Genomic DNA, 24802 nt, shown 5'->3' with positions numbered 1-24802 from the left:
TGTACTTAAAACATCCATGGAGTGACAAAAATGTTTAAGTTCAAACCTCTTGTAGCAGCCATTCTGACTGTCGCCACTGCCCAGGCTTTCGCGGCCAACAACACCTCGGAGCAGAACCAGCTGGGCATCAACAACGTCGCAGAAGTGCTGCAAAGTGGCGGTTCGGGCAACCTGGCCCAGCAGGGCCAGAGCGGCTTCGCCAACAATGCGCTGATTGAGCAGCACGGCGCGCGGGACACCACCGCAGCGCAGTCTCAGGCAGGCAACTTCAACGTCGCCAACTCGCACCAGAGCACCACCGTGATGACCGGCTCGACGCAGAACCAGCGCGGCTGGGGCAACGATGCGCTGGTAGAACAGGACAACACCTACAAGACCGGCGCCTCGCAGACCCAGAATGGCATCCGGAACGTCGCCGAAACCTTCCAGACCGTCACGACGATGACCAACGCCACCACCAACCAGACCGGTAAGGACAACTACGGCCTGATCACCCAAACTGCCAGCTACGGCAGCCAGGCCACGTTGACCCAGAACGGCGACCTGAACAATGGCAGCATCACCCAAGCCGCCAGCATGACCGACCGCGCAACCATCGATCAGCAGGGCACCGACAACGACGCGCACATCACGCAACTCGCCAGCAGCGGTTCCATTGCCGAAGTTGAACAGTTCGGCTGGCGCAACGACGCCATGGTTTCGCAGACCGGCCTGAAGCACGAGGCTTACGTCATGTCCGACGGCAGCTACAACACTGTCGAGGTGAACCAGACCGGCAACGCGCAGAACGCATTCGTCCTGCAGAACGGCACCGGTAACGACTCCAGCATCGTGCAGACCAATGGCTGGTTCGGCGGCAACAATACCGCCACCACCGAGCAATTCGGTACTGGCAACGAAGCCGACGTTTACCAGAACGGCCGCAACCAGACCGCCAAGACCATTCAGGAAGGCCACTACAACGTTGCGTCCGTCGACCAGCAGGGCCGCGGCAATCACCTGCACTTCCATCAGGACGGCACTGGCAACGAGCTGAACGCTGTGCAGAACGGCACCGATAACGAAATCATCGGGGTCAGCTATGGCTGGGCCAACAGCAGCGATATCGAACAGAACGGCCGTGACAACCTGGCGACTGTCCGCCAGGAAGGTTCGCTGAACGACGTGATGCTGAGCCAGAGCGGCGCCGATCACCTGATAAAAGTGACACAACACGGCGTCGGCAACGAGGCGATCGCCAGCCAGGCAGGCTATGGCAACGCCGCCTACATCACCCAGAACGGCGTGAACAACAGCGCCCTGGTCACCCAGCACTAAGTTTCTTCGCTCCACCAACTGCCGGCCACGTGCCGGCAGTTGCGTTTTTGCATTGCCATCTGCTTACCGGCCGTTGCCGGCCCGCGCACCGTTTCGGTGGCGAGCCTGGCAATCAGCCATCCAACGCGCCCCAAACTGAAGCAAGCTGACGCATCGGTCAGATCCCCTAGATCTGTGCTTCGGCGTTCGTCGTCGTTAAACGCAGTTCCCCAGCACTAAAGCCGATAAATAACTCGACTTAAATCAATCAGTTAAGTTAACGCTACAGACGCACCCGCGTATTGGCGCGGCGCTTGCTATGGGACCAAAGCCTGACCGCTTGGACAACTTACAAGCTCATTCAAATGCCAATACGGAGACACATTCAATGAAGCGCAGCCTGACCACCGCAGCCCTCGCGGCCGGGTTCATCCTCAGCAGCCAAGCCATGGCCAGCCCCATGCTCTGGCAGAACAACAGCCTGACCTACCTTTATGGCAAGGACTACAAGGTGGATGCGGGGGAAATCCAGCAGACCATCACCTTCGAGCATGCCAGCGGCTGGACCTGGGGCGACATGTTCCTGTTCGTCGACAACAAGTGGTACAACGGCATTTCCGGCAGCGATGGCCACACCTACTACGGTGAATTCAGCCCGCGCCTGTCGCTGGGCAAGATTACTGGCACAGATCTCTCCTTCGGCCCGATCAAGGACGTGCTCATCTCCGCCACCTACGAGCGCGGTGAAAGCCAGGCCGACGGCACGCCCAACCAGAACTACCTGCTCGGCCCGGCGGTGGATCTCGCCATCCCCGGCTTCGATCGCTTCGCGCTGAACACCTACTACCGCAAGCCCGATGGCACAACCGGCAAACCAGGCGGCCAGTGGCAGATCACCCCGACCTGGGCCATGACCTTCCCGGTGGGCAAGTCGGATATTCTCTTCGACGGCTATATCGACTGGGTCGTCAACGACAAGAAGAACAGCAACACCGAGCTGAAGAAGAACTTCCACTTCAACCCGCAGATCAAGTACGACCTCGGCAAGGCGCTGGACTACACCCCCGGCAAGCTCTATGTCGGTATCGAATACGACTACTGGTCCAACAAGTACGGCATCGAGGACGGTGGCTTCGTTAGCAAGAACTTCGTCGGCCCGACCGACCAGAACACCTTCAGCGCCATCGTCAAAGCGCATTTCTGATGCCCTCGCCGCCCGCACGCCGGGCGGCGCTTCCCGCGACCTGCCCACCAACCGCATCCATGCAAGCACAACGACTGCAACGATCAGTGAATCTCGTGCAGAATCAGCCTGCTTCGGCAATCACCCTGCGGCGACTCGACGGCCCAGCCACCGGCTCTGCGTCCACCGCACGACCACCCCGAAGACGCCATCATCAACCCAGCATCGGCTTGTCCCACCCAGGGAGCAGGCCAACCGCCAGCGCGCCAACGGACAGGGACCATGGACAAGAACAACGCACCGCAGCCGCTCTACACCGCCCACGGCAAACCCGCTGGCCGCATTCGCCAGAAGAACGAGGAAACCATCCTCGCCGCGGCTGCCGAGGAGTTCGCCCGTTACGGCTTCAAGGGCACCAGCATGAACGCCATCGCCAACCGCGCCGGCCTGCCCAAGGCCAACGTGCATTACTACTTCAACAGCAAGCTGGGGCTGTACGTGGAGGTGATGCGACACATCCTCGAACTCTGGGACACCGCTTTCGATGACATGACCGTCGACGACGACCCGGCCATCGCCCTGGCCGGCTACATCCGCATCAAGATGGAATTCTCGCGCCGCCATCCGCAAGCCTCGAAGATCTTCGCCATGGAGGTCATCAGCGGCTGCGAATGCCTGTCCGAACACTTCAACCAGGACTATCGCAACTGGTTCCGCGGCCGCGCCGCGGTGTTCGACGCCTGGATCGCCGCTGGCAAGATGGACCCGGTCGACCCGATGCATCTGATCTTTCTGATCTGGAGCGGCACCCAGCATTACGCCGACTTCTCCGACCAGATCCGCCGTATCAACGGTAAGCGCATGACCCGCGCGGACTTCGCCCATGCCAGCGACAACCTGATCGCCATCATCCTCAAGGGCTGCGGGCTCAAGCCACCTGCCGTGGAGCGCTGAACGCTTGGCCAGCAAACTGCGCATCCACTCGCCGGCCATCCATTACTTCGACATGGTGCGCCGCTGCCAGTCGATCCGTGAGGCTTCGCGGCGGCTGAACGTCGCCTCGTCGGCGGTGAACCGACAGATCCTCAAGCTCGAGGACGAAATCGGCACGCCGCTGTTCGAACGTCTGCCCGGCGGGCTGCGGCTGACCGCCGCTGGCGAGATCTTCGCCCGCCACGTCATCGTCGTACTGCAGGACGCCGAGCGCGTGCGCTCCGAACTGGACGCACTACAGGGCCTGCGCACCGGCCATGTGGAAATCGCCACGGTATCCGGCGTCACCACCGACCTGCTGCCCGGCGTGCTGGAGCAGCTGCGCGAGCGCTATCCGCGGGTCACCGTAGGCGTCACCAGCCTTGGCTCGCAGGCGATCCCCGAGGCTGTCATCAGCGGCCAGGCGGATATCGGCCTCGCCTTTGCCCTGCCGCGCACCGCAGATCTGCAGCAGTTGGGCGTCGGGCATTTCCGCCTCGGCGCCATCGTGCATCCCGCACACCCGCTGGCCGAACGAAGCGAGGTGAGCTTCGCCACCTGCGCCGAATACCCGCTGATCCTCGCCAAGAGCGACCTGTCCATCCATCACCTGCTGGCACCGCTGCTCGCGCGTACCCGTCCACGGCACAAGGCACCGCTGGAAACCAGTTCGGTAGAGCTGGCCCTGCAGATGGCCAAGCGTGGCGCCGGCGTTGCCTTCCAGACACGCATCGGCATCGAGGCCGAACTGGCCAGCGGTACGCTCGTGCATGTGCCATTGAATGACAGCGGCTCGGTATTCAGTGACCTCGGCGTCTACGTGCGCAGCTCACGCTATCTGCCGGTCGCGGTGGATGCCTTCGTTCGCGCGCTTGCCGAAGAAATCGCCACCCGCGAAGCAGCGCAGGATGCCGACCTGCCCGCCACGATGCCGAAGCGACGCTGAACGTCCGCCGCGGATATCGCTCTATTGAGCGAACCCAACGCTCAGGAGCGTCATTGATGGCATCACGTCTGCTCGCCTTACCGGCCGCCTTGCTACTTTCACTGACCACCCTCCCATCGCTTGCGGCAGAAGGCACCCCGCTGGGCTGGGTGGAGCGCGGCCTGATTCTTCCTGAACAGGTCACGGTGAAGTTCAAGCTCGACACCGGCGCCCTGACGTCGTCCATGCACGCCGAGGACGTCGACTACTTCGAGAAGGATGGCGACAAGTGGGTGCGCTTCGACCTCGACCTCAAGGACGTTGAGCACGACAAGCTGGTCAAGTCGCGCATCGAGCGCAAACTGCAGCGTGAGTTGACCGTGCGTGGCGCCGGCGGCAAGGAAGACCGGCCGGTGGTGCTGATGAAGGTCTGCGTCGGTGATCGCCTGCTCGAAGAGGAGTTTTCGCTTCGCGACCGCGACGAGATGAACTACCCCGTCCTGCTCGGCCGCCGCACCCTGGAAAAGCTCGGCCCGGTGGATTCGGCGCGCACCTTTACCATCGAGCCCAACTGCTCCGAGCTGGCCAGTCGCTGAAAGACACTGGTTAGGCGGGCAGACGTAACCGCCTTGCGGGTGGCCTGGTCCTTGGGAAACCGCGAAGACTGGCTACGGTCGAGATGACCAAGGGGTTGGCCGTTGTCGCCCCAATGTCACCGCAGGAGCACGCCTATGCAGCCCTACGCCAAATTCGGCGCAATGATTGCCACCTCGACGCTGGTCATGTTCGGTCTGATGTACCTGAACGTGTTCCAGATCGACCACATCCTGTTCAGCGAAACCCGCGCCTACATGGCGCTGGTGATGGGCGCGAGCATGGCCATCGTCATGCTCGTATTCATGCTGAAGATGTATCCGCGACGTGGCGTGAACATCGCCATTTTCGCCGGCAGCGCGCTGATGTTCGTAGTGTCGTTGTGGCTGGTGCGCAGCCAGGCGACGGTCGACCAGGTGTCGTGGATGAAGGCGATGATTCCTCACCACTCCATCGCCATCCTCACCAGCGAGCGGGCCGATATCCAAGACCCAAGGGTACGCGAGCTAGCGGACAGCATCATTGAGGCGCAACGCAGGGAAATCGACGAGATGAAAGCGCTGATCAACGAGTTGGAAGCCAGCCGATAACGGTCAACCCATCACGAACAGCAATGCCTTGAGCCCGCTCTCGGGGCTGATGTCGGGAAACTCCGGCGGGTTGTCCAGGCGCTGCTCGAAACGCAGCTGCGGCGCCTCGGCGGCCATGCCCTGAATCAGGAAGTTGGCGCCGATATCCGGGTCATTCACGCAGGCCAGCACCTGCCCGCCGGCATTCAGCAGTTCCGGCAGCTTGCGCAGGATCTTCTGGTAATCGCGGGTCAGGGCGAAGCTACCCTTCTGGAAGGACGGCGGGTCGATGATGATCAGGTCATAAGGCCCGAGCTTGCGCACCTTGCCCCATGACTTGAACAGTTCGTGGCCGAGAAAGCTCACCCTGCCGAGATCGTGACCATTCAAGCGATGGTTCTCCCGCCCACGGGTCAGCGCCGCGCTGGCCATATCCAGATTCACCACATGCTCGGCGCCACCAGCGATCGCCGCGACGGAGAAGCCGCAGGTGTAGGCGAACAGGTTGAGCACCCGCTTGCCCTGCGCATGTTTCTGCACCCAGCGTCGGCCGTAGCGCATGTCGAGAAACAGGCCGTTGTTCTGCTTGCGCCCGAGATCGAGCTTGTAGTGCAGGCCGTTCTCGCTGATCTGCCACTCGGCGGGCACATCTCCCAGCAACGCCTCGGTCGGTGCATCCGGCAGATAGCGATGCTGCAGCAGCAAACGCTGTGCCTGGCTCTGCTGCCAGGCCGGGGATTCGGTCAGCGCCATGAGCATCTGCCGGAGCGCCGCCCGTTCCGCCTCGCCCGGATCACGGAACAGCGCCACCAGCACCACGCCCTGCAGCCAGTCGACGGTCAGTTGTTCGAGCCCCGGATAGCAGCGGCCACGACCGTGAAACAACCGCCGCGTCTCGTCGGGCACGTTGGCCAGCGCGTCGAGCAGGTGATTTTGCAGGGTGGAGAGGTGTTCGGGTGTCATGGGCAGGCATCGTCGGCAGCGTGGCCGCGCATTCTAAACGCAGCCGCCGCCGACGCCAGGCCTCAGATATCCAGACAGATCTTGCCGAAGTGCTGGTTGGTTTCCTGATAGCGGAACGCCTCGACGATATCGTCCACGGCGAAGTGCTTGTCGATCACCGGGCGGATGCCGTTCGCGTCGATGGCGCGGATCATCTCCTGCTGCTGCGCGCGACTGCCGACCAGCACACCCTGCAGACGCAACTGGCGCACCAATGCCGGCACCAGCGGCAGTTCGCCCGCCACGCCAGTGAGGATGCCGATCACCGAGATATGCCCGCCGATACGTGCCGCCACCATCGACTGCTCCAGCGTTGCCGGCCCACCGACTTCGATCACGTGATCGACGCCGCGGCCATCGGTGAGCTGGCGCACCGTCTCGCCCCAGGCTGGCGTGCTGCGGTAGTTGATCAGGTGATCGGCGCCCATTTCGCGCAGGCGCTCGAGCTTGGCGTCGCTGGACGAGGTGGCGATGACCGTGGCGCCGGCCATCTTGGCGAACTGCAGGGCAAAGATGGAAACACCGCCGGTGCCCTGGATCAGCACGCTGTCGCCGGGTTTGAGCTTGCCGTCGGCCATCAGCGCACGCCAGGCAGTGAGGCCGGCGGTGGTCAGGGTCGACGCCTCGGCATGGCTGTAGCCCTTGGGCGCATGGGTGAACGAGGTGGCGCGGGCGGTGACCATTTCCCGTGCGTAACCATCGACGCCATCGCCTGGGACCGTGGCGAAACCTTCGATCAGCGGCTCACCGGCCAGCCAGTCGGGGAAGAAGGTGCTGACCACCGCATCGCCAACGGCGAATTCAGTCACGCCTGCACCCACCGCCACCACTTCACCGGCACCATCGGCCATGGGAATGCGTGGTTCGCTCGGGCCCCACATGCCGCTCACTACCGCGAAGTCGTGGTAGTTGAGCGAGTTGGCGCGCAGGCGCACGGTGATCTCGCCGGCCTCTGGCCTGGCGGCCTCGCTGGTGCCGACGACGACCCGGTCGTAGCCGCCGCCGGGCTGCACGAATATGGCTTTGTGGCTCATGGACTTCTCCTCTGCGAATAGGATGACCTGTATCGGAACGGACGGTAGCGGCATCGTTCGACCTGCCAACGGCTCCTGTGCATCGCTGCTCGCGCGCCGCTCGAATGCGCCACAGCATAGCCAATCCGCCATCGACATGGAGGTCGCGAACTTACCTCCTTTAGCATCGTCGAAAGCGCGTTCGCCAATAGTCAACGGCTCGCCAAAGGCAGCCGCATCAAACTGCCCCGCGCATCCGGAACAACCTCATGCCCCATCGCCCTGATCAACCCACGATCCTGCACAGCACCCTCGCCGCCGCAATTCTGCTCGCCCTGGCCACGCCCAGCCTGGCAGCCGAAACAGAGACGCAGTTGGCTGCCCGCGACGCCGAGAACAAGCGCCTGACCGCTGAGCTCATGGCCAAGCCGAACGCGCTGACGCAGCCGCTGGAGAGCAAGTACAACCACGTCATCACCTACGGCCAGTCGCTCGCCTCCGCGGCTGAAGGCTGGCCGGCGCTGTCCGTCGCGCCGCGTTACGACAACCTGATGCTCGGCGATTCGCCGCGTTCGGCCGCCTTCAGCGGTGCAACGTTCAAGCCGGTCGGCGATGCCGCTTTCACCCCACTGCGCGCCGTGGTGCAACAAAAGAGCAATGCGGCGGTGCTTCTTGACGCAGAAAAGGTCGCCAAACTCGACCCGAAGGCCCAGGAAGAAGGCGAGTCGGTGGAAGTCGGCGCGCTGAACATGGCACGGCGGCTGTATCTGCATCACCTGGGCCGTGACACCGACCCCGATCACCTGCTCGTCGCCAGCAACGCGTCGACCTCCGGCCGCTCCGTCGCACAGCTGTCGAAAAGCGGCGGCACCAACGAGTATCGCCGTGTGACCCAGGCCGTCGATCAAGCCAAGGCACTGGCCGACGCGCAGCAGGCCAGTTACAGCATCAGCGCGTTCTTCTGGTTGCAGGGCGAGTTCGACTATTCCCACACCAACGGCGGCAAGAACGACAAGGACTACTACAAGGCCAAAATGCGCCAACTGCGCGACGACCTCTACGCCGACACCGCCAAGGCCATCGCCGGGCAGGAAAAAATACCCGCCTTCTTCAGCTACCAGACCGACGCCAAATCCTCAGTCAAGGACGGCTCGCTCGCCATCGGCATGGCGCAATGGGAACTGGCCCAGGAAGAACCCGGCTGGTATCTGGTCGGCCCGGTCTACCCGTACACCGACAAGGGCGTACACCTGTCGGCGAACGGTTACCGCTGGTTCGGCCAGATGCTCGGCAAGGTCTACCACCATGTCGTCATCGAGCGCAAAGACTGGGTGCCGCTGTCGCCGCGCCAGGCCACAGTCGACGGCCGCGATGTGCTGGTCGATTTCCATGTACCGCACCCACCGCTGGCGTTCGACCAGCCCTACCTCGGCCACCAGGCCAGTGATGTGAAGGACAAGGGCTTCGTGCTGCGTGACGACCAGGGTGAAGTGCCCATCGAGGCCGTCGAAATCGCCGCCGATACCATCGTGCGCCTGCGCGCTGGTCGCGACCTCAGCGGTCAACCGCGCATCAGCTACGCCAGCCATCAGGTCGGCGGCGCTGGCCAGTTACGCGACAGCGACCCGATGCGCGCCGACGCCACCTACGAATACCTGCCCGACCTGATGCCCGCCGAGGCGAACATCAAAGCGCTGGTGCACCAGCCCTACCCGCTGCACAACTGGAGCATCGCGTTCGATATCGCCGCTGAAAAAGGCACGCCGGCAAAACAGCCGGTCAGCGAGTAGAGCCCCGGCGCCGGTCATACCGGCGCTTCGATACCCAGCACGCGCATGCGGCGATACATCGTCGGGCGCGACACGCCAAGTTCGCGCGCGGCGGCGCTGACGTTCCAGCGATGACGACGCAGCGTCTCGCGCAGCGCTGCTGCCGACTCGGGTTCGGCCGCGGTCGCCGATTGACGACAGCGCGCCAGAATCGGTGGCAGGCACTCGTCAGGCAGATCCTGCACGGTGATCTCGTCCCCCTCACAGGTCGCCAGCGCGTACTGCAGCACATTGCGCAGCTCGCGGATGTTGCCCGGCCAGGGGTAGGCCAGCAGCGCACTCATGGCATCGCCACGCAGGTGCGGATTGCCCGGCCGCCCTTCGGCGAGCTCGGCGAACACCCGCTCGATGAGAAAGCCCTTGTCGGCGCGCTCGCGCAGCGGTGGCAGCTTCAGCGACGCGCCGTTCAGGCGGTAGAACAGGTCCTCGCGAAACGCCCCACTCTCGACCATCTGCCGCAGGTCACGGTGACTCGCGGCCACCACGCGGATATCCACCTTCACCGGTTTATCGGCACCCAGCGGCATCACTTCCTGTTCGGCCAGCACCCGCAACAGCCGGGTCTGCAAATGCAGCGGCATGTCGCCGATTTCGTCGAGGAACAGTGTGCCGCCGTCGGCCTGCTGGATCAGCCCGCGCATGCCCTTGCTGCGCGCCCCGGTAAAGGTGCCGGGGGCGTAGCCGAACAGCTCGCTTTCGATCAGCGACTCGGGCATCGCGCCGCAGTTGATCGCCACGAAGGGTTTGCTGCGCCGGCAGCCGCTCTCATGCAGCGCCTTGGCCAGCCGTTCCTTGCCGGTCCCGGTCTCGCCATTGAGCAGCACGTTCAGCGGCTCGCTGCACAGGCGTCTGGCGCGCGCCAGCATCTTGCGCATCACCGGGTCGTCGTCAGCCAGTGCATCGAGCGCGGAATGCCCGCCGGGCGCGCTGCGTTCGACCGGTTCCGGCACCCGGCGCCGCGGCTCCATCAAGGCGGCGAAGAACAGCTGGTGGCGATGGGTGCGAAAGGCGCGAACCTGGTCATGGCTGGCGTAGGGAATGCTCAGCACATCGCTCAGCTCGCAGTCGAACAGCTGGTCGATCCGCGCCTGTGCCAGGGTGCCAAAGGGCCCCGGCATCAATAGCCCGTGCTCGGCCAGCAGACCGCGGGCGGCGGTGTTGCCGGCGAGCAGCTCGCCATCGTCACCCAGCGCCAGCAGGTAGCGACGGTTGATCACGACGAACTCGCGCGAGCCATCAAAACAGAGGATTGGCCGCTCGCGATAGACGCGCATGAAGTAGGCATCCTCAATCATCCGCGCGTACTGCTTGACCAGCTGCAGGGCGAAGGTCTGGGAATCCTTGGTCGGTGGCGAATGCAGCGCCGAAATATCCAGTACCGCCAGCAGCTGGCCGTGCGGGTTGAACATGGGCACCGCGGTACAGGTGAGGTTGGTGTGCCAGACGCTGAAGTGATCGTGCTGGTGACAAGTGAGCGCCTGCTGCTCCTTGATGCAGGTGCCGACTGCGCAGGTGCCAGCATGGTCTTCGCCCCAGTCCGAACCAAGGAACAGCCCGGTCTTGCGATGCGCCTTTTCATCGGCCGGATCACCGAGAAATTGCACGGCGATGCCGCGGTTGTCGGTCAGCAGGATCACGTAACCCAGCTCGGCGATCTGCCGGTACAGCTGCTCGACCCCGGCGCGGGCGACATTGATCAGCTCGTCGGCCTGATCCTGATGCTCGCGCAGCACCTGCCGCGGGACGAATCGGGCCTCGGCAGGTCGCGCCGGGTCCAGGCCGTAGTCGTGCACGCAGCGGTGCCAGGAGCGCGCGATGATCGGATCACGATCACCAGGCAGGTGCGGCGCATTGGCCAGCGAAAGCACCGCGTCGATATGGCTGACCGGACCGGATAGCAGATTCATGCCTCCTCCTCGAAGCGCTCGCGCCAGACTGACGCGGGCCACTCCAGCGAAACGCTTTATTGTTTTGCAATAAACAGAGGATAAACCATAGAACCGCACAGACCAGCCTGAACTTTAGAAGCACTTTTTCTGTTCATATTGTTTGTCGCCGTACTGTAAAGCGCTTTACAGCGCTTTACAGGTGTAACGTTCAAAGCGCTTTACACATCAAACACAACAACACCATCAAGTTACCTAAAAACCATATGTATCAATCACTTATCCAAAGGTAAAGTCCTTACTAAAAGTTGGCATGACAACTGCTCCTACTGTTTTGCGGAACAAACTCTTCGCATAACAAGATCGCCAGCATTCCGATCACCACGGAACTGCCGGTAATAATCAGGAGCTATGTCATGCACGATTCAGCTCGCCCGCACGGCACGCTAAACCGGCGACGTTTTCTTTCCATTTCCGGCCAGTCCTTGCTGGCATTCAGCCTGTCGCAACTGATCCCGGTGAACCTGCTCGCCGAGGAACGCCTGCCAGACCTGCCCGATGGCCTGCTGCGCATGGGCCGCGATGTATTTCCCCACGAGTTCATCAGCGACCACCACTACGTGCAGCCCCTGCTCGGCTTGGTGGATGAACAGCCAGCGCTGGTGGCTAGCGGCCTGGACGACCTGCAACAGCAGGCGCGCCAGTTCCATGGCTCGCCATTCGAACAGCTCGACGAGGCCGAGCGGGTAGCCCTGCTGACCGAGATCGAAAACACCCCCTTCTTCAAGGCCGTGCGCAGCAGCCTGATGTTCGGCCTGTACGACAACAAGGCGCTGTTCCCGCTGTTCGGCTACGAGGGTTCGTCCTGGGAATACGGCGGCTACGTCAACCGCGGCTTCGACGATCTGAACTGGCTCTGACCACTCCGTGCACACGGGATAACAACAAGAACAAGACGAGGAATACCCCATGGCAACTTTTGCCCAGGATGACGATGGCGTCGTGGTGATCATCGGCTCCGGTGCCGGCGGCGGGACGCTCGCCAACGCGCTGGCCAAACAGAAGATTCGCAGCGTGGTGCTCGAAGCCGGCAAGCGCCACACGCTGGAGGACATCGAGAACGACGAGTGGGCGATGTTCAAGAAGATCTCCTGGCTCGACAAACGCCAGGCCGCCGGTGGCTGGCACCTGACCGAGAACAACCCGACCCTGCCCGCCTGGATCGTCAAGGGCGTCGGCGGCAGCACGGTGCACTGGGCCGGCATCGCCCTGCGCTTTCGCGACTTCGAATTCAAGATGCAGAGCATCAATGGCGACATCGCCGGCGCCAACCTGCTCGACTGGCCGGTGACGCTGGAGGAGATGGCGCCCTGGTACGAGAAGGCCGAGAAGCACATGGGCGTGACCGGGCCGAGCACCGGCATGGACTATCACCCCTGGCACAACTCCTTCAAGGTGCTGGCCACAGGCGCCAAGCGGGTCGGCTACAAGGAGATCCTCTCCGGGCCGATGGCGATCAACACCGAGCCCTACGACGATCGCGCCGCCTGCCAGCAGCTCGGATTCTGCATGCAGGGCTGCAAGATGGGCGCGAAGTGGTCGACGCTCTACACCGACATTCCCCGCGCCGAAGCCAGCGGCTACTGCGAGGTGCGGCCGCAGTCGATGGTGCTGCGCATCGAGCATGACGCCAAGGGCCGCGCCAATGCCGTGGTCTACGCCGATGCCAGCGGCACCATCCAGCGGCAGAAGGCCCGGGTGGTCTGCGTGGCGGGCAACTCCATCGAGTCGCCGCGCCTGTTGCTCAACTCCGCCTCGGCAATGTTCCCCGACGGGCTGGCCAACTCCTCCGGCCAGGTCGGGCGCAACTACATGACCCACACCACCGCCGGCATCTTCGCGGTAATGCCCAAGCCGGTGAACATGCACCGCGGCACCACCTGCGCCGGGGTGATCTCGGACGAGTCCTACAACGATCCGTCGCGCGGTTTCGTCGGCGGTTACCGGCTGGAAATCCTCGCCCTCGGCCTGCCCTTCCTCTCCGCCTTCCTTGACCCCACACCCAAGGGCTGGGGCAAGCAGTTCACCTCGCGGATGGAGAAGTACAACCACATGTCCGGCGTCTGGTTGTGTGGTGAGGACCTGCCGCTGGAGAGCAACCGCATCACCCTGCATGACAGCGAGAAGGACCAGTACGGCCTGCCGATTCCGGTAGTGACCAAGAGCGACCACCCGATGGATGCCGCCATGCGCAAGCACGGCGTTGCCGCCACCGCCAGGTGCTACGAGGCCGCCGGCGCCACCGACATCATCGAGCTGCCGCCCTACCCGGCCAGCCACAACATGGGCACCAACCGCATGAGCGCCATGGCGCGTGACGGCGTGGTGAACAAGTGGGGCCAAAGCCATGACATCCCCAACCTGTTCGTCTCCGATGGCAGCCAGTTCACCACCAGCGGCGGCCAGAACCCCACCCTCACCATCGTCGCGCTGGCCCTGCGCCAGGCCGAGCAGATCGGCCGGCTGCTCAACGAACGCGCGATCTGACCCGCCACTACAAGGGAGTCCACCCATGACCCAGCCCAACAACTCGCAGCGCCTGTGGATGTACGAGCAGATGCTGACCAGCCGCTACATGGAGGAGTCCATCGAGCGCATCTACATGGAAGGCAAGACGCCGGTGTTCAACATGGCCAAGGGGCCGATCCCCGGCGAGATGCACCTTTCCAACGGCCAGGAGCCCTGCGCGGTGGGCGTTTGTGCCCACCTCGAGGCAGAGGACATCGTCACCGCCACCCATCGCCCGCACCACATCGCCGTGGCCAAGGGCGTCGACCTCAACGAGATGATGGCCGAGATCTTCGGCAAGGCCACTGGTCTTTCCGGCGGGCGCGGCGGGCATATGCACCTGTTCGATGGCCGGGTGAATTTCTCCTGCTCGGGGATCATCGCCGAGGGCATGGGCCCAGCGGTCGGCGCGGCGCTATCGCGGCAGATGCAGGGCAAGCCCGGCGTGGCCGTGTCCTTCATCGGCGAGGGCGCGGCCAACCAGGGCGCGTTCCACGAAACGCTGAACCTCGCGGCGCTGTGGAAGCTGCCGGTGGTGTTCGTCATCGAGGACAACGCCTGGGGCATCTCGGTGGCCAAGGCCAGCGCCACTTGCATCGCGCAGCACCACGTGCGCGCCGCGGCCTACGGCATGCCCGGTGTGTTCGTCGAGAACAACGACCCGGACGGCGTGTTCCGCGCCGCCGGTGAAGCCATCGAGCGCGCCCGTGCCGGTGGCGGCCCGACCCTGATCGAGATCGAGACCTATCGCCTGGCCGGCCACTTCATGGGTGACGGCGAAACCTACCGCCCCGAAGGCGAAAAGGACGGCCTGATAAAAAAGGACCCGATCCCCGGCTACCGCCAACGCCTGATCGACGAAGGCGTGCTGAGCGAAGCGCAGGCCGAAGACATCGCGGCGCGCGCCCGCGGGCGCATCGACGAAGCGGTGCAGTTCGCCCGCGAAAGCCCCTACCCGCGCCCGGAAGAGGCGCTGGAGAAGGTCTTCGTGTAGCGCAGGTCAGTCCCGAAGACCGCAGAAGCGAGCCTGCTCGCGAAACGCGGACACAGCAGAACAACAAGAGGAACACCACCATGAACAGCCAAGCCACCATGACCGCCGCCGTCTGGCACGGTCGCAAGGACATCCGCCTGGAACAGGTGCCGCTGCCCGGCGCGCCGCAACCGGGTTGGGTACAGATTCGCGTGCACTGGTGCGGCATCTGTGGCTCCGACCTGCACGAATACCTCGCCGGCCCGGTGTTCATTCCGGTGGACGCGCCGCACCCGCTCACCGGCATCAAAGGCCAGTGCATCCTCGGCCACGAGTTCTGCGGCGAGATCGTCGCCATCGGTGAAGGCGTCGAGGGCTACGCGCCTGGCGACAAGGTCGCCGCCGATGCCTGCCAGCATTGCGGGCAGTGCCGTTTCTGCAAGACCGGCCAGTACAACCTTTGCGAGCAGCTCGCCTTCACCGGCCTAATGAACAACGGCGCCTTCGCCGAGTTCGTCAACGTGCCGGCCGAGTTGCTCTACCGCTTGCCTGAAGGATTTCCGCTGGAAGCCGGCGCGCTGATCGAGCCGCTGGCAGTCGGCATGCACGCGGTGAAGAAGGCCGGCAGCCTGCTCGGCGAAACCGTGGTAGTGGTCGGCGCCGGCACCATTGGCCTGTGCACCATCATGTGCGCCAAGGCCGCTGGCGCCGGCCAGGTGATCGCCCTGGAGATGTCCGCCGCACGCAAGGCCAAGGCGCTGGAAGTCGGTGCCAACTGGGTCATCGACCCCAGCGAGTGCGACGCCATCGCCGAAATCAAGGCGCTCACCGGCGGCTACGGTGCCGGCGTCTCCTTCGAGTGCATCGGCCACAAGGCCACCGCCAAGCTCGCCATCGACGTGATCCGCAAGGCTGGTCGCTGCGTGATGGTGGGCATCTTCGAGGAACCCTCGGAATTCAACTTCTTCGAGATCGTCGCCACTGAAAAACAGGTGATCGGCTCGCTCGCCTATGCCGGCGAATTCGCCGATGTCATCGCCCTGATCGACGACGGGCGCATCGACGTCACCCCGCTGATCACCGGCCGCATCGGCCTGGACAACATCCTCGAACAGGGCTTCGAGGAGCTGGCCAACCACAAGGACCGCAACGTCAAGATCATCGTCAGTCCCGGCGCGCTGGCCGGCTGAGCAGGAGAACCCCATGACCACAGCAGTAAAAGAAAGAAAGCTCACCGTCGCCCGCGCCATGGCCGAAGCCGTGGCGCAGGAGATGCGCCTGGACCCGAAGGTGTTCGTGATGGGCGAGGACATCGGCCAGCTCGGCGGCGTGTTCGGCAACACCCGCGGGCTGTATGAGGAGTTCGGCAAGACGCGCATCCGCGACACGCCGATCTCCGAAACCGCCTTCATCGGCGCCGCCGTGGGCGCCGCCTCGGACGGCATGCGGCCGATCGTCGAGCTGATGTTCGTCGACTTCTTCGGCGTCTGCATGGATGCCATCTACAACCTGATGGCCAAGAACACCTACTTCTCCGGCGGCAAGGTGCCGGTGCCGATGGTGCTGATGGCCTCGACCGGCGCCGGCTATTCGGACGCCGGGCAGCACTCGCAGTGCCTCTACGGCACCTTCGCCCACCTGCCGGGCATGAAGGTGGTGGTGCCGAGCAACGCCTATGACGCCAAAGGGCTGATGACCGCGGCGATTCGCGACGACAACCCGGTGGTCTACCTCTTCCACAAGGCGCTACAGGGCATGGGCTGGCTGGGCACCGAGAAAGGCGCCACGGTGCCGGTGCCGGAGGAGCCCTACATCGTCGAGATTGGCAAGGCGAAGACCGTGCGCGAGGGCCGCGACGTCAGCCTGGTCAGCCTCGGCGCCGGCGTGCACCACGCCCTGCGCGCCGCCGCGCAGCTGGAAAAGGACGGCGTCAGCGCCGAGGTCATCGACCTGCGCAGCCTGGTGCCGCTGGACCGCGAGCACGTCATCGCCTCGGTCCGGAAGACCGGCCGGCTGATTGTGATCGACGAGGACTATCACAGCTTCGGCGTCAGCGGCGAAATCATCGCCAGCGTCGTCGAGCACGACATCGGCATGCTCAAGGCCCGCCCGCAGCGGGTGGCCTTTCCCGACATCCCGATCCCCTTCACCCCGGTCATGGAGCAATGGGCCTTGCCCAACGCGGACAAGATCGTGGCCGCCTACCACGCCATGCATAAGGAATGACGTTTATGAGTACCCCCATCGTGATTGCAGACGACCTCTGGGAAGGTGACGCCGAAGCGGTGATCACCTCTTGGCTGGTCAGCGACGGCGCCGAAGTGGCCGCCGGTGACCTGGTCGCCGAGGTCATGTCGGAAAAGGCCCAGTTCGAGATCGAAGCGCCGGTCGCCGGGGTGCTGAAGATCATCGAGGAAGAAGACGCGGTGATCGCCAAGGGTGCGGTCATCGGCCAGGTGGAATAGCCATGACTCGACTGGAAATCCTGCCCGAGCGCGCGCCCGAACGGGTGCCGCTCAAGGGCATGCGCAAGATGATCGCGGCGAAGATGCACGAAAGCCTGCAGACCACCGCGCAGCTGACTCACCACGCCGAATGCCGGCTGGATGCGCTGAAAACCCGTCGCGCCGAACTGAAGGCCGAGGGCAGCGCGGTGTCCGTGCAGGACCTGTTGCTTCTCAAGGTGATCGAGACGCTCAAGGCCCATCCCGGGCTCAATGCCACGCTGGAGGACGAGGTGATTCACCAGCACGTGGCGGTGCACCTGGGTCTCGCCATTCCGCTGCCGGGCGATCTGCTGGTCGCCCCGGCGCTGTTCGACGCCGAGCAGCTGGACGGCGAAAGTCTGTGCCAGGCGCGCAAGGCGCTGGTGGACAAGGCCCTGGCCGGCAAGCTGTCGGTCAAGGAACTGACCGGCGCCACCTTTACCGTCTCCAACCTGGGGCTGTCGCGGGTGCACCACTTCACGCCGATCCTCAATCCGCCACAGGTGGCGATCCTGGGTGTCGGCGGCATTCAGCGGCGGCTGGAACTCGGGCCGAGCGGCGAACTGGTGGAAGTCGAGTGGATGGGCCTGTCGCTGACCTTCGATCACCGCGCCGTCAACGGCTCGCCGGCGGCAGAGTTTCTCGATGATCTCTGCCGGCGTATCGAGGAGTACGCGGCATGAACGGCATCGCCCGGTTCAGTGTGGGCGCTGGCCTGAATGCCGAGCGGGCCTTGTTGCAGCGCGTCTGCGACGGCCTGTTCGACTGCCAGCTGCTGCTCTGGCGCCCCACCGGTCAGGCGCTGGTGATGCCCGGCAGCTTTGAGCGCCGGCCCGGTTTCGCCCTGGCCAGCCAACGCTGCGCGGCGCAGGGCTGGCCGATCCTGCTGCGCGACACTGGCGGCGAGCCGGTGCCGCAATCCTCTGCCGTGCTCAATATCGCCCTGGCCTGCGCGCTGCCTAGCGGCGACGAGGTCGGCAAGCGCATCGACATCGCCTATGAACGGCTGCTCGAACCCCTGGCGCTGTGGCTGGCGGAGAACGGCCTCAAGGCCGGTGTAGGCGCGGTGCCGGGTGCATTTTGCGACGGCCGCTTCAACCTCACCCTGGAGGGCCGCAAGCTGGCCGGCACCGCCCAGCGCTGGCGGCGCAGCCGTGACGGTCGCCCGGTGGTGCTGGCGCATGCCGCGCTGCTGATCGAGGACTGGCGCGAGCCGATGGCCGACGTGGTGAACCGCTTCTATCACGCCTGCGCCAGCGACCTGCGCTGCCAGGCCGAAAGCCATCTGGCGCTCGCCGAGCGGCTGGCCGATGCCTGGGCCACCGCCACATCCCTGCCCGAGTGCTACCAGCGCGTCCTCGCCTGGCAGGGCCTGGAACTCGGCGCCCGCGCCAGCACTTATCCGCCCGAAGGCCTCGCCGCCGGACGGCACTCCCCCTTGCTTTGAATAACAACAACACGGCAGGCCATCCGGCCCGCCATGCATCGGAGGAAACACCATGAGGCATCCCAGCCCTTCCCCGCCCCAAGGCAGCAGCACCCTGTTAGGACGATGTACTGCGACTCTCTGCGGAGCGTTACCGCAGCGACGCTACCGTCATTAGCGCAGGCAACCCAAACGCAAAAAAACCGGATTTCTAGTTATAGACGTTTAAATAACTAATCCAAAAAACAGTGACATATGCACACCCATGTTGCTCGCCATTACAGCGCGCAGCAGTGGAAGCCGCTTTGCCAATAAAACAAATATCAGAAAAGCTTTAACAGCGGATGCTCGTTTGAGGCGTGCCTGAAGCGAGAAAAAACCCTAAACAAGGAAATAATAAAAATGAACTTCAAACAGTCAAATCTAAGGGTTCAAATGATCATGGCAGCCTCGCTTCTTGCGATCACGCCACTGCACGCATCAGACAGAGTCATTACGGACAAGGAATTGTCTGACGAGTCGAACACTACTGATTGGCTGGCTTACGGACGAACACACTCCGAACAGCGATTCAGCCCACTCAAAGACATCAACGTAGAGAACGTCAGCGGGCTAAAGCCTGAATGGTACGCGCCGCTGCCGGATCGCTCCGATATCGTCGGAACACCTTTGGTTGTCGATGGCGTGATGTATTACGTTGGTGAAATGAACAGAACACGTGCGTTCGATGCACGCACGGGCAAGATGCTTTGGGAATACGATCCACAAGTTTCCAAAGAGATCATCGACAACAACATGAAGAAGGTCTTCTGGAAGCATAACCGCGGGCTTTCAACCTATGGCGACAAACTATTCATTGCCACTTGGGACGGCCGGCTGATTGCGATCACCCGAAAAGACGGCAAGGAAGTCTGGCAGACCAGGACCTTCGATCACGACCAGCCGTTGAACATTACCGGCCATCCCAAGGCCTTCGATGGGAAAGTATTTGTAGGTAATGGCGGAACGGAACTTGGTCCGATGCGCGGTTATGTAACCGCTTACGATACTGAGACGGGCAAACAGGTCTGGCGCTTTTATATCGTCCCTGGCAACCCTGCCGATGGCTTCGAGGATGCCGCTCAGGAAATGGCGGCCAAGACCTGGACTGGCCGGTGGTGGGAAAACGGCGGCGGCGGCAATGCCTGGCATGGCTGGACTTACGACGAGAAATACAACCAGCTCATCTTCGGTACCGGTAACGGTGGGCCATGGAATATCAAGGTGCGTAGCCCGGACGGCGGCGACAACCTGTTCCTGTGTTCTGTCGTGGCTGTAGATGCGGATACCGGCGAATACAAATGGCACGTCCAGACTGCACCAGGCGACACCTGGGACTACAACTCGAACATGGACATCGTGCTGGCTGATCTCAAGATCGATGGCAAGGATGTTGATGCGGTATTGCATGCGCCGAAGAACGGCTTCTTCTATACGATCGACCGCTCGAACGGCAAGGTCCTGTCTGCTGAAAAATTCACTGACGCCAACTGGTCAACCAAATACGACCTGAAAGAACAGCGCCATATTGTTGCTGAGGACGCCCGGTATCCTGATGGCGAGAAGAATATCTATCCTTCGGCATTCGGTGCTCACTCATGGCATGCAATGTCTTATAACCCCGAGTTGAATCTTGCCTTTATCCCCACCAACCATCTGGGCAACACCTTCAAGGACGATGGCAAGGATACGAAGCCTGGCCACAAGATGGCGAGCCACAAGCTTTACCTGGGGTTGACCGGTTGGGAATTGACCAAGGACCCACACGAGTCACGCGGCTCCCTACAGGCCTGGGACCCGGTCAAGAACAAGCGCGTGTGGCAGGTAAACCAGAAGAGCCCATGGGGTGGCGGAACCTTGACCACAGCCGGCAACCTGGTTTTCCAGGGCCAGCCTGATGGCATGTTGAAAGCCTACGATGCCCGCACTGGTGACGAGCTTTGGTCCTATGACGTGGGTCTCGGCATCTCTGCGCCACCGATAACTTACAAGCTGGATGGCAAGCAGATGGTTTCCCTGCTGGTGGGTCCTGGTGGTGCATTGGCCTCCAACTTCGGCGGCTCCGGTGAACTGGGCTTTGAAAGCCATGGCTGGAAATATGGCGTGCATGAGCGCCGCATCATGACGTTTTCGCTTGACGGAAAAGCGGTTATTCCAGAGCAGCCTGCACCGCAACTTGCCAAGCCAATCATCGATGAGAAGTTCGAGGTCGATGCCAAAAAGGCAGAGGCAGGCGCGGGTGTCTTTGCGGAGAACCTCTGTGTTGGCTGTCATGGCGCCGGCGCTGTTGCGGGTATGAAAGCACCCGATCTGCGGGAGTCGCCGATATTGCTCAAAGGCGGTGAGAAAGCGTTCGAGAGTGTTGTGCGCGGTGGCGCGTTACTTGCCAACGGCATGCCCAAGTTTTCAGATTTGACAGATGCAGAGCTGGAAAGCATTCGCCATTTTGTTCGTCGGCAAGCGCGCGATGGTGTGAAGGCTGGCGGCGGACATTAAGCCGGCCACGTTCAATCGCCAACTAAACACTTGAACCAATAACGCCTACATAGCCAGGCGTTACCACTGAGCAGAAACGCACGCGAATACCGTGAATGCCCGCAGGCAGTGCGGCTAACGGTATTCGCTGCACCCGCATCGTTACATCCGAAGGATCAGAACAATGACAACAAGCCTGCGCTTCGGCAGCGGCGTTCTCGCCGCCTGCCTGTTCACTTCTGCCCACGCGGCCGATTATTCACCCGATCAGTTCCTCTTCGGCGACTGGAACGGCAGCCGTACCCGTCTGCATGAGGCCGGCGTAGACCTGCAGATCACCTACGTCAACGAGCTGGCCTGGAATACCCAGGGCGGCGATGACCACACCGGCACCTACTCCGATCAGCTGATGTTCGATGCCGCGCTGGACCTGGACAAACTGCTCGGCTGGTCCGGCGCCGGATTCCGCTTCAGCGTGGTCAACCGCAACGGCGAGAACCTCAACGCCGAGGCCGATCTCGGCGTCCTGCTGCAACCCCAGGAAATTCACGGCTACGGCAGCGTCACCCGACTGGTGCAGTTCTATTACCAGCAAGCACTGCTGGACGACCGCCTGCTGGTCAAGCTCGGCCGTTTGCCCATGAGCGGCGAGATCTTCCCCTTCGCCTGCCCGTTCCAGAATCTCGGCTTCTGCGGCACGGTGCCCGGCTATATCACACCGAACTGGTTCACCTGGCCGATCAGCCAGTGGGGCGCCACCGCGCGCTACCAGCTGGACGCAGAGTGGTCGCTGCAGACTGCGCTTTATCAGGTCAACCCGCGTTTCACCGAGCGCGAGCAGGGCCTGAATTTCGGTAGCCCGTCCGGCACCACCGGCTACCACGCGGTCGCCGAACTGGGCTGGACGCCAACCTTCTCCGGTCAACCCGGCGCCTATCGCCTGGGCCTCTGGCGCAATACCGGCGACTTCGAGGACATCTACCGTGACGCCGCCGGCCGGCCGATGGCGCTTTCCGGGGCGCCAGCCGCCGAGCACGACAAGGCCACTGGCGGATACCTGATGGCCGAACAGCAGCTCTGGCAGAGCAGCACGGTGGCCGAGCGACGCTTGAAGCTGTTCGCCAACTTCATCCAGTCCGACCCGGACGTGACCTATATCGAGCGCATCTGGCAGGTTGGCGGCATCCTCTCCGCCCCCTTCGCCTCGCGCCCGCATGACGAGCTCGGCCTGGGCCTTGGCCGCCTGGAAATCAACGACGACGCCCGCAAGCACCTGCGCGAACAGGGCGGGCAGGTGCCGGACGTTGAATACCCCGCGGAACTCTACTACCGCGTCGCCCTGACGCCGGCCATCTCGCTGACGCCGAACATCCAGTACTTCCACCGGCCCGGCGGCTTCGACGATGCGGAGGACGTGGTGGTCGTAGGGCTGAAGACGGTGGTCAGCTTCTGATAACGCGACAAGGGGCGGCCCGGCTTACCGGGTCGCCTGTCGGCAGCGAGCGCCTGCAGGTCAGGGCTTGGGCAGATAACCCGGCAACGCTTCCAGCCGCTCCATCCAGCGGGCGACGTGGCGGTACGGGGTGAGATCCACATCGCCCTCTGGCGCCAGCACCACGTAGGGGTAGACCGCGCAATCGGCGATGGTCGGCCGGTCGATCGCCAGCCAGTCGTGGCGCTGCAGATGATCGTCCAGCAGCTTGAGCACCGCCGGTGCCTTCGCCAGCGCCGCGGCCTTGTCCAGCGGATAGCCGAACTTCTGAACCAGCCGCGCCGCATTCAGGCTCTGCTGGATCTCGTTCGCGGTGAAGGACAGCCACTGCACGATCTCCGCCTGCCCGCGCGGGTTGTCCGGCCACCACGCCAGGCCGCCGTATGCGCCGGCGAGGTAGACCAGAATGGCCTGCGAGTCGCGGACGATATGCCCGCCATCATCCAGAATCGGCAACTGCTCCAGCGGGTTCAGCTCGGACAGCGGCGGCTTCTTGTGTGCGCCATTGGCGAAATCCACGGCTACCAGTTCAAGGTCGATATTTGCCAGCGCAGCGAACAGCCGCACCTTGTAGCAGTTGCCGGATGGACCCAGGTCGTACAGTTTCATTGCGCACCTCCTCTGATGAGCTGATTGAATTCCAGAACGTTGCCGTCCGGGTCGCGGATGAACAGCGCGATCCGCCGCGGGCCGATGGGATGCGGCCCCTCGGTGATGACGATGCCCTGCGCCTCTAGCCAATGCTGGAGCGCCGCGAGGTCATCGACGATAAACGCCGGATGGGTCATGCCGGGCCGCTTGACCGGCTCATCCAGCAGCACGTTGTGCGCATCAGGCGCACGCGCACCGTTGAAGATCAGGTTGATGCGCACGCCGTCCGGGCTGAGCATTTCGTTCGCTTCGAACAGCGGAAAGCTCGCGCTCTCGACGAAGCCCAGCGCCTGGTAGAAGGCCATCGCCCGCGGCCGGTCGCTGACACGAATACCGATGTGGTCGTAGGCGAGAATGCGGGCGGGACTGGCTGATTGATTCATGTGCGAAACTCCAAAAGACCTCAGTCCCGGTAGTGTCAGCCGCCCTGCGGGTTTCACCTATGCCGCGGGCCTGACAACATCTATGCAGCAATCGCACAAATCCAAGGGTGGCAATGGACAAGCTCAAGGCAATGGCCAACTTCGTTCGCATCGTCGACAACGGCAGCCTGAGCTCGGCCGCCGATGCCACCGGGCAATCCGTGGCATCGGTGGTGCGCTCACTGGCGGCGCTGGAACGGCACCTCGGCGTACGCCTGCTGAACCGCAGCACCCGACGCATGGCACTGACCGACGAGGGCGCGGAATACCTGGCCTGGAGCCGGCGCATGCTGGCGGACTTCGCCGACATGGAGCAGCGCCTGGAAGCCAGCGACGGCGCCGTCCGCGGCCTGCTGCGTATCACCGCACCGATGGAGTTCGGCCAACGTTACGTCGCGCCGCTGGTGAACGAATTTCTCAAGGAACATGCAGAGATCCGGGTCGAGCTGAGCCTGAGCGACCAGATCGTTCCGCTGCTCGACGAACGCCTCGACCTCGCCCTGCGCATCGGCCACCTCCCCGACTCGGCCATGGTCGCCCGGCAGATCGGCAGCACCCGGCTGGTCACCTGCGCCAGCCCCGACTACCTGAGCACCGCCCCCGCCATCGACACCCCGGCGGCGCTCAAGGACCACGCCTGCATCGCCTTCGCCGCCCAGGGCCGCCACTGGTACTACCGCCACGGCGAAAAGGAACAGGCCGAAGAAATCACCCCACGCCTGACCTGCAACCAGATCCGCGCCGCCAGTCTCGCCTGCGTGCAAGGTCTCGGCATCACGCGGCTGATGCACTATCAGGTGGCAGAAGAACTGGCTGATGGTCGTCTGGTAAGAGTGCTCAGGGATTACGAACCGAGGGACCTGCCGATCCAATTGGTCTACCCACACGCCTTGCAGCTATCGCCAAGGGTGCGGGCGTTTGTGGATTGGGTTTGTCCGAGGTTGGAGAGGGGTTTGCCGGGGTTGGGTTAGGGTGGTGACTGCTTACGGCCGATTCTGTTG

At 63.2% G+C, this 24802-nt stretch carries 23 protein-coding genes; 18 read left to right on the top strand and 5 right to left on the bottom strand.

Going from position 1 to position 24802, the window contains the following annotated elements:
* The first annotated feature begins 30 nt into the window (after positions 1–30).
* From PSEST_RS07025 to PSEST_RS07000, 6 genes are all read left to right on the top strand, one after another.
* A complete protein-coding gene (locus PSEST_RS07025; RefSeq protein ID WP_015276305.1) occupies positions 31–1317 on the top strand; it encodes a curlin associated repeat-containing protein in 1287 nt (428 codons plus the stop codon).
* A 367-nt stretch (positions 1318–1684) separates the two neighbouring features.
* Positions 1685–2500, top strand: a complete 816-nt coding sequence (locus tag PSEST_RS07020; protein WP_015276304.1) for an outer membrane protein OmpK — start codon at positions 1685–1687, stop codon at positions 2498–2500.
* A gap of 261 nt (positions 2501–2761) precedes the next feature.
* Complete coding sequence (locus tag PSEST_RS07015) at positions 2762–3433, top strand: TetR/AcrR family transcriptional regulator (protein ID WP_015276303.1); 672 nt, start codon at positions 2762–2764, stop codon at positions 3431–3433.
* Positions 3434–3437: 4 nt separating this feature from the next.
* Positions 3438–4397 (top strand): LysR family transcriptional regulator, encoded by a 960-nt coding sequence (locus PSEST_RS07010; RefSeq protein WP_015276302.1) that lies wholly within the window; start codon positions 3438–3440, stop codon positions 4395–4397.
* A gap of 56 nt (positions 4398–4453) precedes the next feature.
* The gene (locus PSEST_RS07005) at positions 4454–4972 is read left to right on the top strand and encodes an ATP-dependent zinc protease (RefSeq protein ID WP_015276301.1); all 519 of its coding nucleotides are present in this window, start codon (positions 4454–4456) and stop codon (positions 4970–4972) included.
* A 135-nt stretch (positions 4973–5107) separates the two neighbouring features.
* Positions 5108–5560 (top strand): DUF305 domain-containing protein, encoded by a 453-nt coding sequence (locus tag PSEST_RS07000; protein WP_015276300.1) that lies wholly within the window; start codon positions 5108–5110, stop codon positions 5558–5560.
* A gap of 3 nt (positions 5561–5563) precedes the next feature.
* Here PSEST_RS07000 and PSEST_RS06995 read toward each other — a convergent pair whose 3' ends face one another.
* Both PSEST_RS06995 and PSEST_RS06990 read right to left on the bottom strand, forming a co-directional pair.
* Positions 5564–6502: a class I SAM-dependent methyltransferase gene (locus tag PSEST_RS06995; RefSeq protein ID WP_015276299.1), complete on the bottom strand. Its 939-nt coding sequence runs from the start codon at positions 6500–6502 to the stop codon at positions 5564–5566.
* A gap of 62 nt (positions 6503–6564) precedes the next feature.
* Positions 6565–7575, bottom strand: coding sequence for a zinc-dependent alcohol dehydrogenase family protein (locus PSEST_RS06990; protein WP_015276298.1), 1011 nt, complete (start codon positions 7573–7575; stop codon positions 6565–6567).
* 248 nt (positions 7576–7823) lie between these two features.
* On the opposite strand from PSEST_RS06990, the gene PSEST_RS06985 reads away from it, so the two are divergent.
* Positions 7824–9344 (top strand): hypothetical protein, encoded by a 1521-nt coding sequence (locus tag PSEST_RS06985; RefSeq protein WP_015276297.1) that lies wholly within the window; start codon positions 7824–7826, stop codon positions 9342–9344.
* A 14-nt stretch (positions 9345–9358) separates the two neighbouring features.
* On the opposite strand, the gene PSEST_RS06980 is transcribed toward PSEST_RS06985, so the two are convergent.
* The gene (locus tag PSEST_RS06980) at positions 9359–11290 is read right to left on the bottom strand and encodes a sigma-54-dependent Fis family transcriptional regulator (RefSeq protein WP_015276296.1); all 1932 of its coding nucleotides are present in this window, start codon (positions 11288–11290) and stop codon (positions 9359–9361) included.
* Positions 11291–11685: 395 nt separating this feature from the next.
* Between PSEST_RS06980 and PSEST_RS06975 the strand changes: the two genes are divergently transcribed.
* From PSEST_RS06975 to PSEST_RS06930, 10 genes are all read left to right on the top strand, one after another.
* Positions 11686–12189 (top strand): gluconate 2-dehydrogenase subunit 3 family protein, encoded by a 504-nt coding sequence (locus tag PSEST_RS06975; RefSeq protein ID WP_015276295.1) that lies wholly within the window; start codon positions 11686–11688, stop codon positions 12187–12189.
* A gap of 49 nt (positions 12190–12238) precedes the next feature.
* Positions 12239–13816: a GMC family oxidoreductase gene (locus PSEST_RS06970; protein ID WP_015276294.1), complete on the top strand. Its 1578-nt coding sequence runs from the start codon at positions 12239–12241 to the stop codon at positions 13814–13816.
* A gap of 25 nt (positions 13817–13841) precedes the next feature.
* Entirely contained in the window at positions 13842–14831 is a 990-nt protein-coding gene (locus tag PSEST_RS06965; RefSeq protein WP_015276293.1) for a thiamine pyrophosphate-dependent dehydrogenase E1 component subunit alpha, read from the top strand.
* A gap of 98 nt (positions 14832–14929) precedes the next feature.
* A complete protein-coding gene (locus PSEST_RS06960) occupies positions 14930–16000 on the top strand; it encodes a 2,3-butanediol dehydrogenase (protein ID WP_041756930.1) in 1071 nt (356 codons plus the stop codon).
* Between the two features lie 13 nt (positions 16001–16013).
* Positions 16014–17036: an alpha-ketoacid dehydrogenase subunit beta gene (locus PSEST_RS06955; protein ID WP_015276291.1), complete on the top strand. Its 1023-nt coding sequence runs from the start codon at positions 16014–16016 to the stop codon at positions 17034–17036.
* A gap of 5 nt (positions 17037–17041) precedes the next feature.
* The gene (locus PSEST_RS06950; RefSeq protein WP_015276290.1) at positions 17042–17275 is read left to right on the top strand and encodes a lipoyl domain-containing protein; all 234 of its coding nucleotides are present in this window, start codon (positions 17042–17044) and stop codon (positions 17273–17275) included.
* A gap of 2 nt (positions 17276–17277) precedes the next feature.
* Positions 17278–17979: a 2-oxo acid dehydrogenase subunit E2 gene (locus PSEST_RS06945; RefSeq protein ID WP_015276289.1), complete on the top strand. Its 702-nt coding sequence runs from the start codon at positions 17278–17280 to the stop codon at positions 17977–17979.
* A complete protein-coding gene (locus PSEST_RS06940) occupies positions 17976–18743 on the top strand; it encodes a lipoate--protein ligase family protein (RefSeq protein ID WP_015276288.1) in 768 nt (255 codons plus the stop codon). The genes PSEST_RS06945 and PSEST_RS06940 overlap by 4 nt, the downstream gene beginning before the upstream one ends.
* Before the next feature lie 381 nt (positions 18744–19124).
* A complete protein-coding gene (locus tag PSEST_RS06935; protein WP_015276287.1) occupies positions 19125–21257 on the top strand; it encodes a PQQ-dependent dehydrogenase, methanol/ethanol family in 2133 nt (710 codons plus the stop codon).
* 163 nt (positions 21258–21420) lie between these two features.
* Positions 21421–22689 (top strand): carbohydrate porin, encoded by a 1269-nt coding sequence (locus PSEST_RS06930; protein WP_015276286.1) that lies wholly within the window; start codon positions 21421–21423, stop codon positions 22687–22689.
* 60 nt (positions 22690–22749) lie between these two features.
* Here PSEST_RS06930 and PSEST_RS06925 read toward each other — a convergent pair whose 3' ends face one another.
* Both PSEST_RS06925 and PSEST_RS06920 read right to left on the bottom strand, forming a co-directional pair.
* A complete protein-coding gene (locus PSEST_RS06925) occupies positions 22750–23337 on the bottom strand; it encodes a glutathione S-transferase family protein (RefSeq protein WP_015276285.1) in 588 nt (195 codons plus the stop codon).
* Entirely contained in the window at positions 23334–23762 is a 429-nt protein-coding gene (locus tag PSEST_RS06920) for a VOC family protein (RefSeq protein WP_015276284.1), read from the bottom strand. The genes PSEST_RS06925 and PSEST_RS06920 overlap by 4 nt, the downstream gene beginning before the upstream one ends.
* Before the next feature lie 113 nt (positions 23763–23875).
* Here PSEST_RS06920 and PSEST_RS06915 point away from each other — a divergent pair, with 113 nt between their 5' ends.
* Positions 23876–24772 carry a LysR family transcriptional regulator gene (locus PSEST_RS06915; protein ID WP_015276283.1) on the top strand — a complete coding sequence of 299 codons (897 nt, stop codon included), beginning with the start codon at positions 23876–23878 and terminating at the stop codon, positions 24770–24772.
* Positions 24773–24802: the final 30 nt, after the last annotated feature.

It is taken from the genome of Stutzerimonas stutzeri RCH2 (assembly GCF_000327065.1).
Classification (GTDB): domain Bacteria; phylum Pseudomonadota; class Gammaproteobacteria; order Pseudomonadales; family Pseudomonadaceae; genus Stutzerimonas; species Stutzerimonas stutzeri_AE.
The sequence above is the reverse complement of the archived record's forward strand: the minus strand, read 5'-3'. Positions and strand labels throughout refer to the sequence as shown.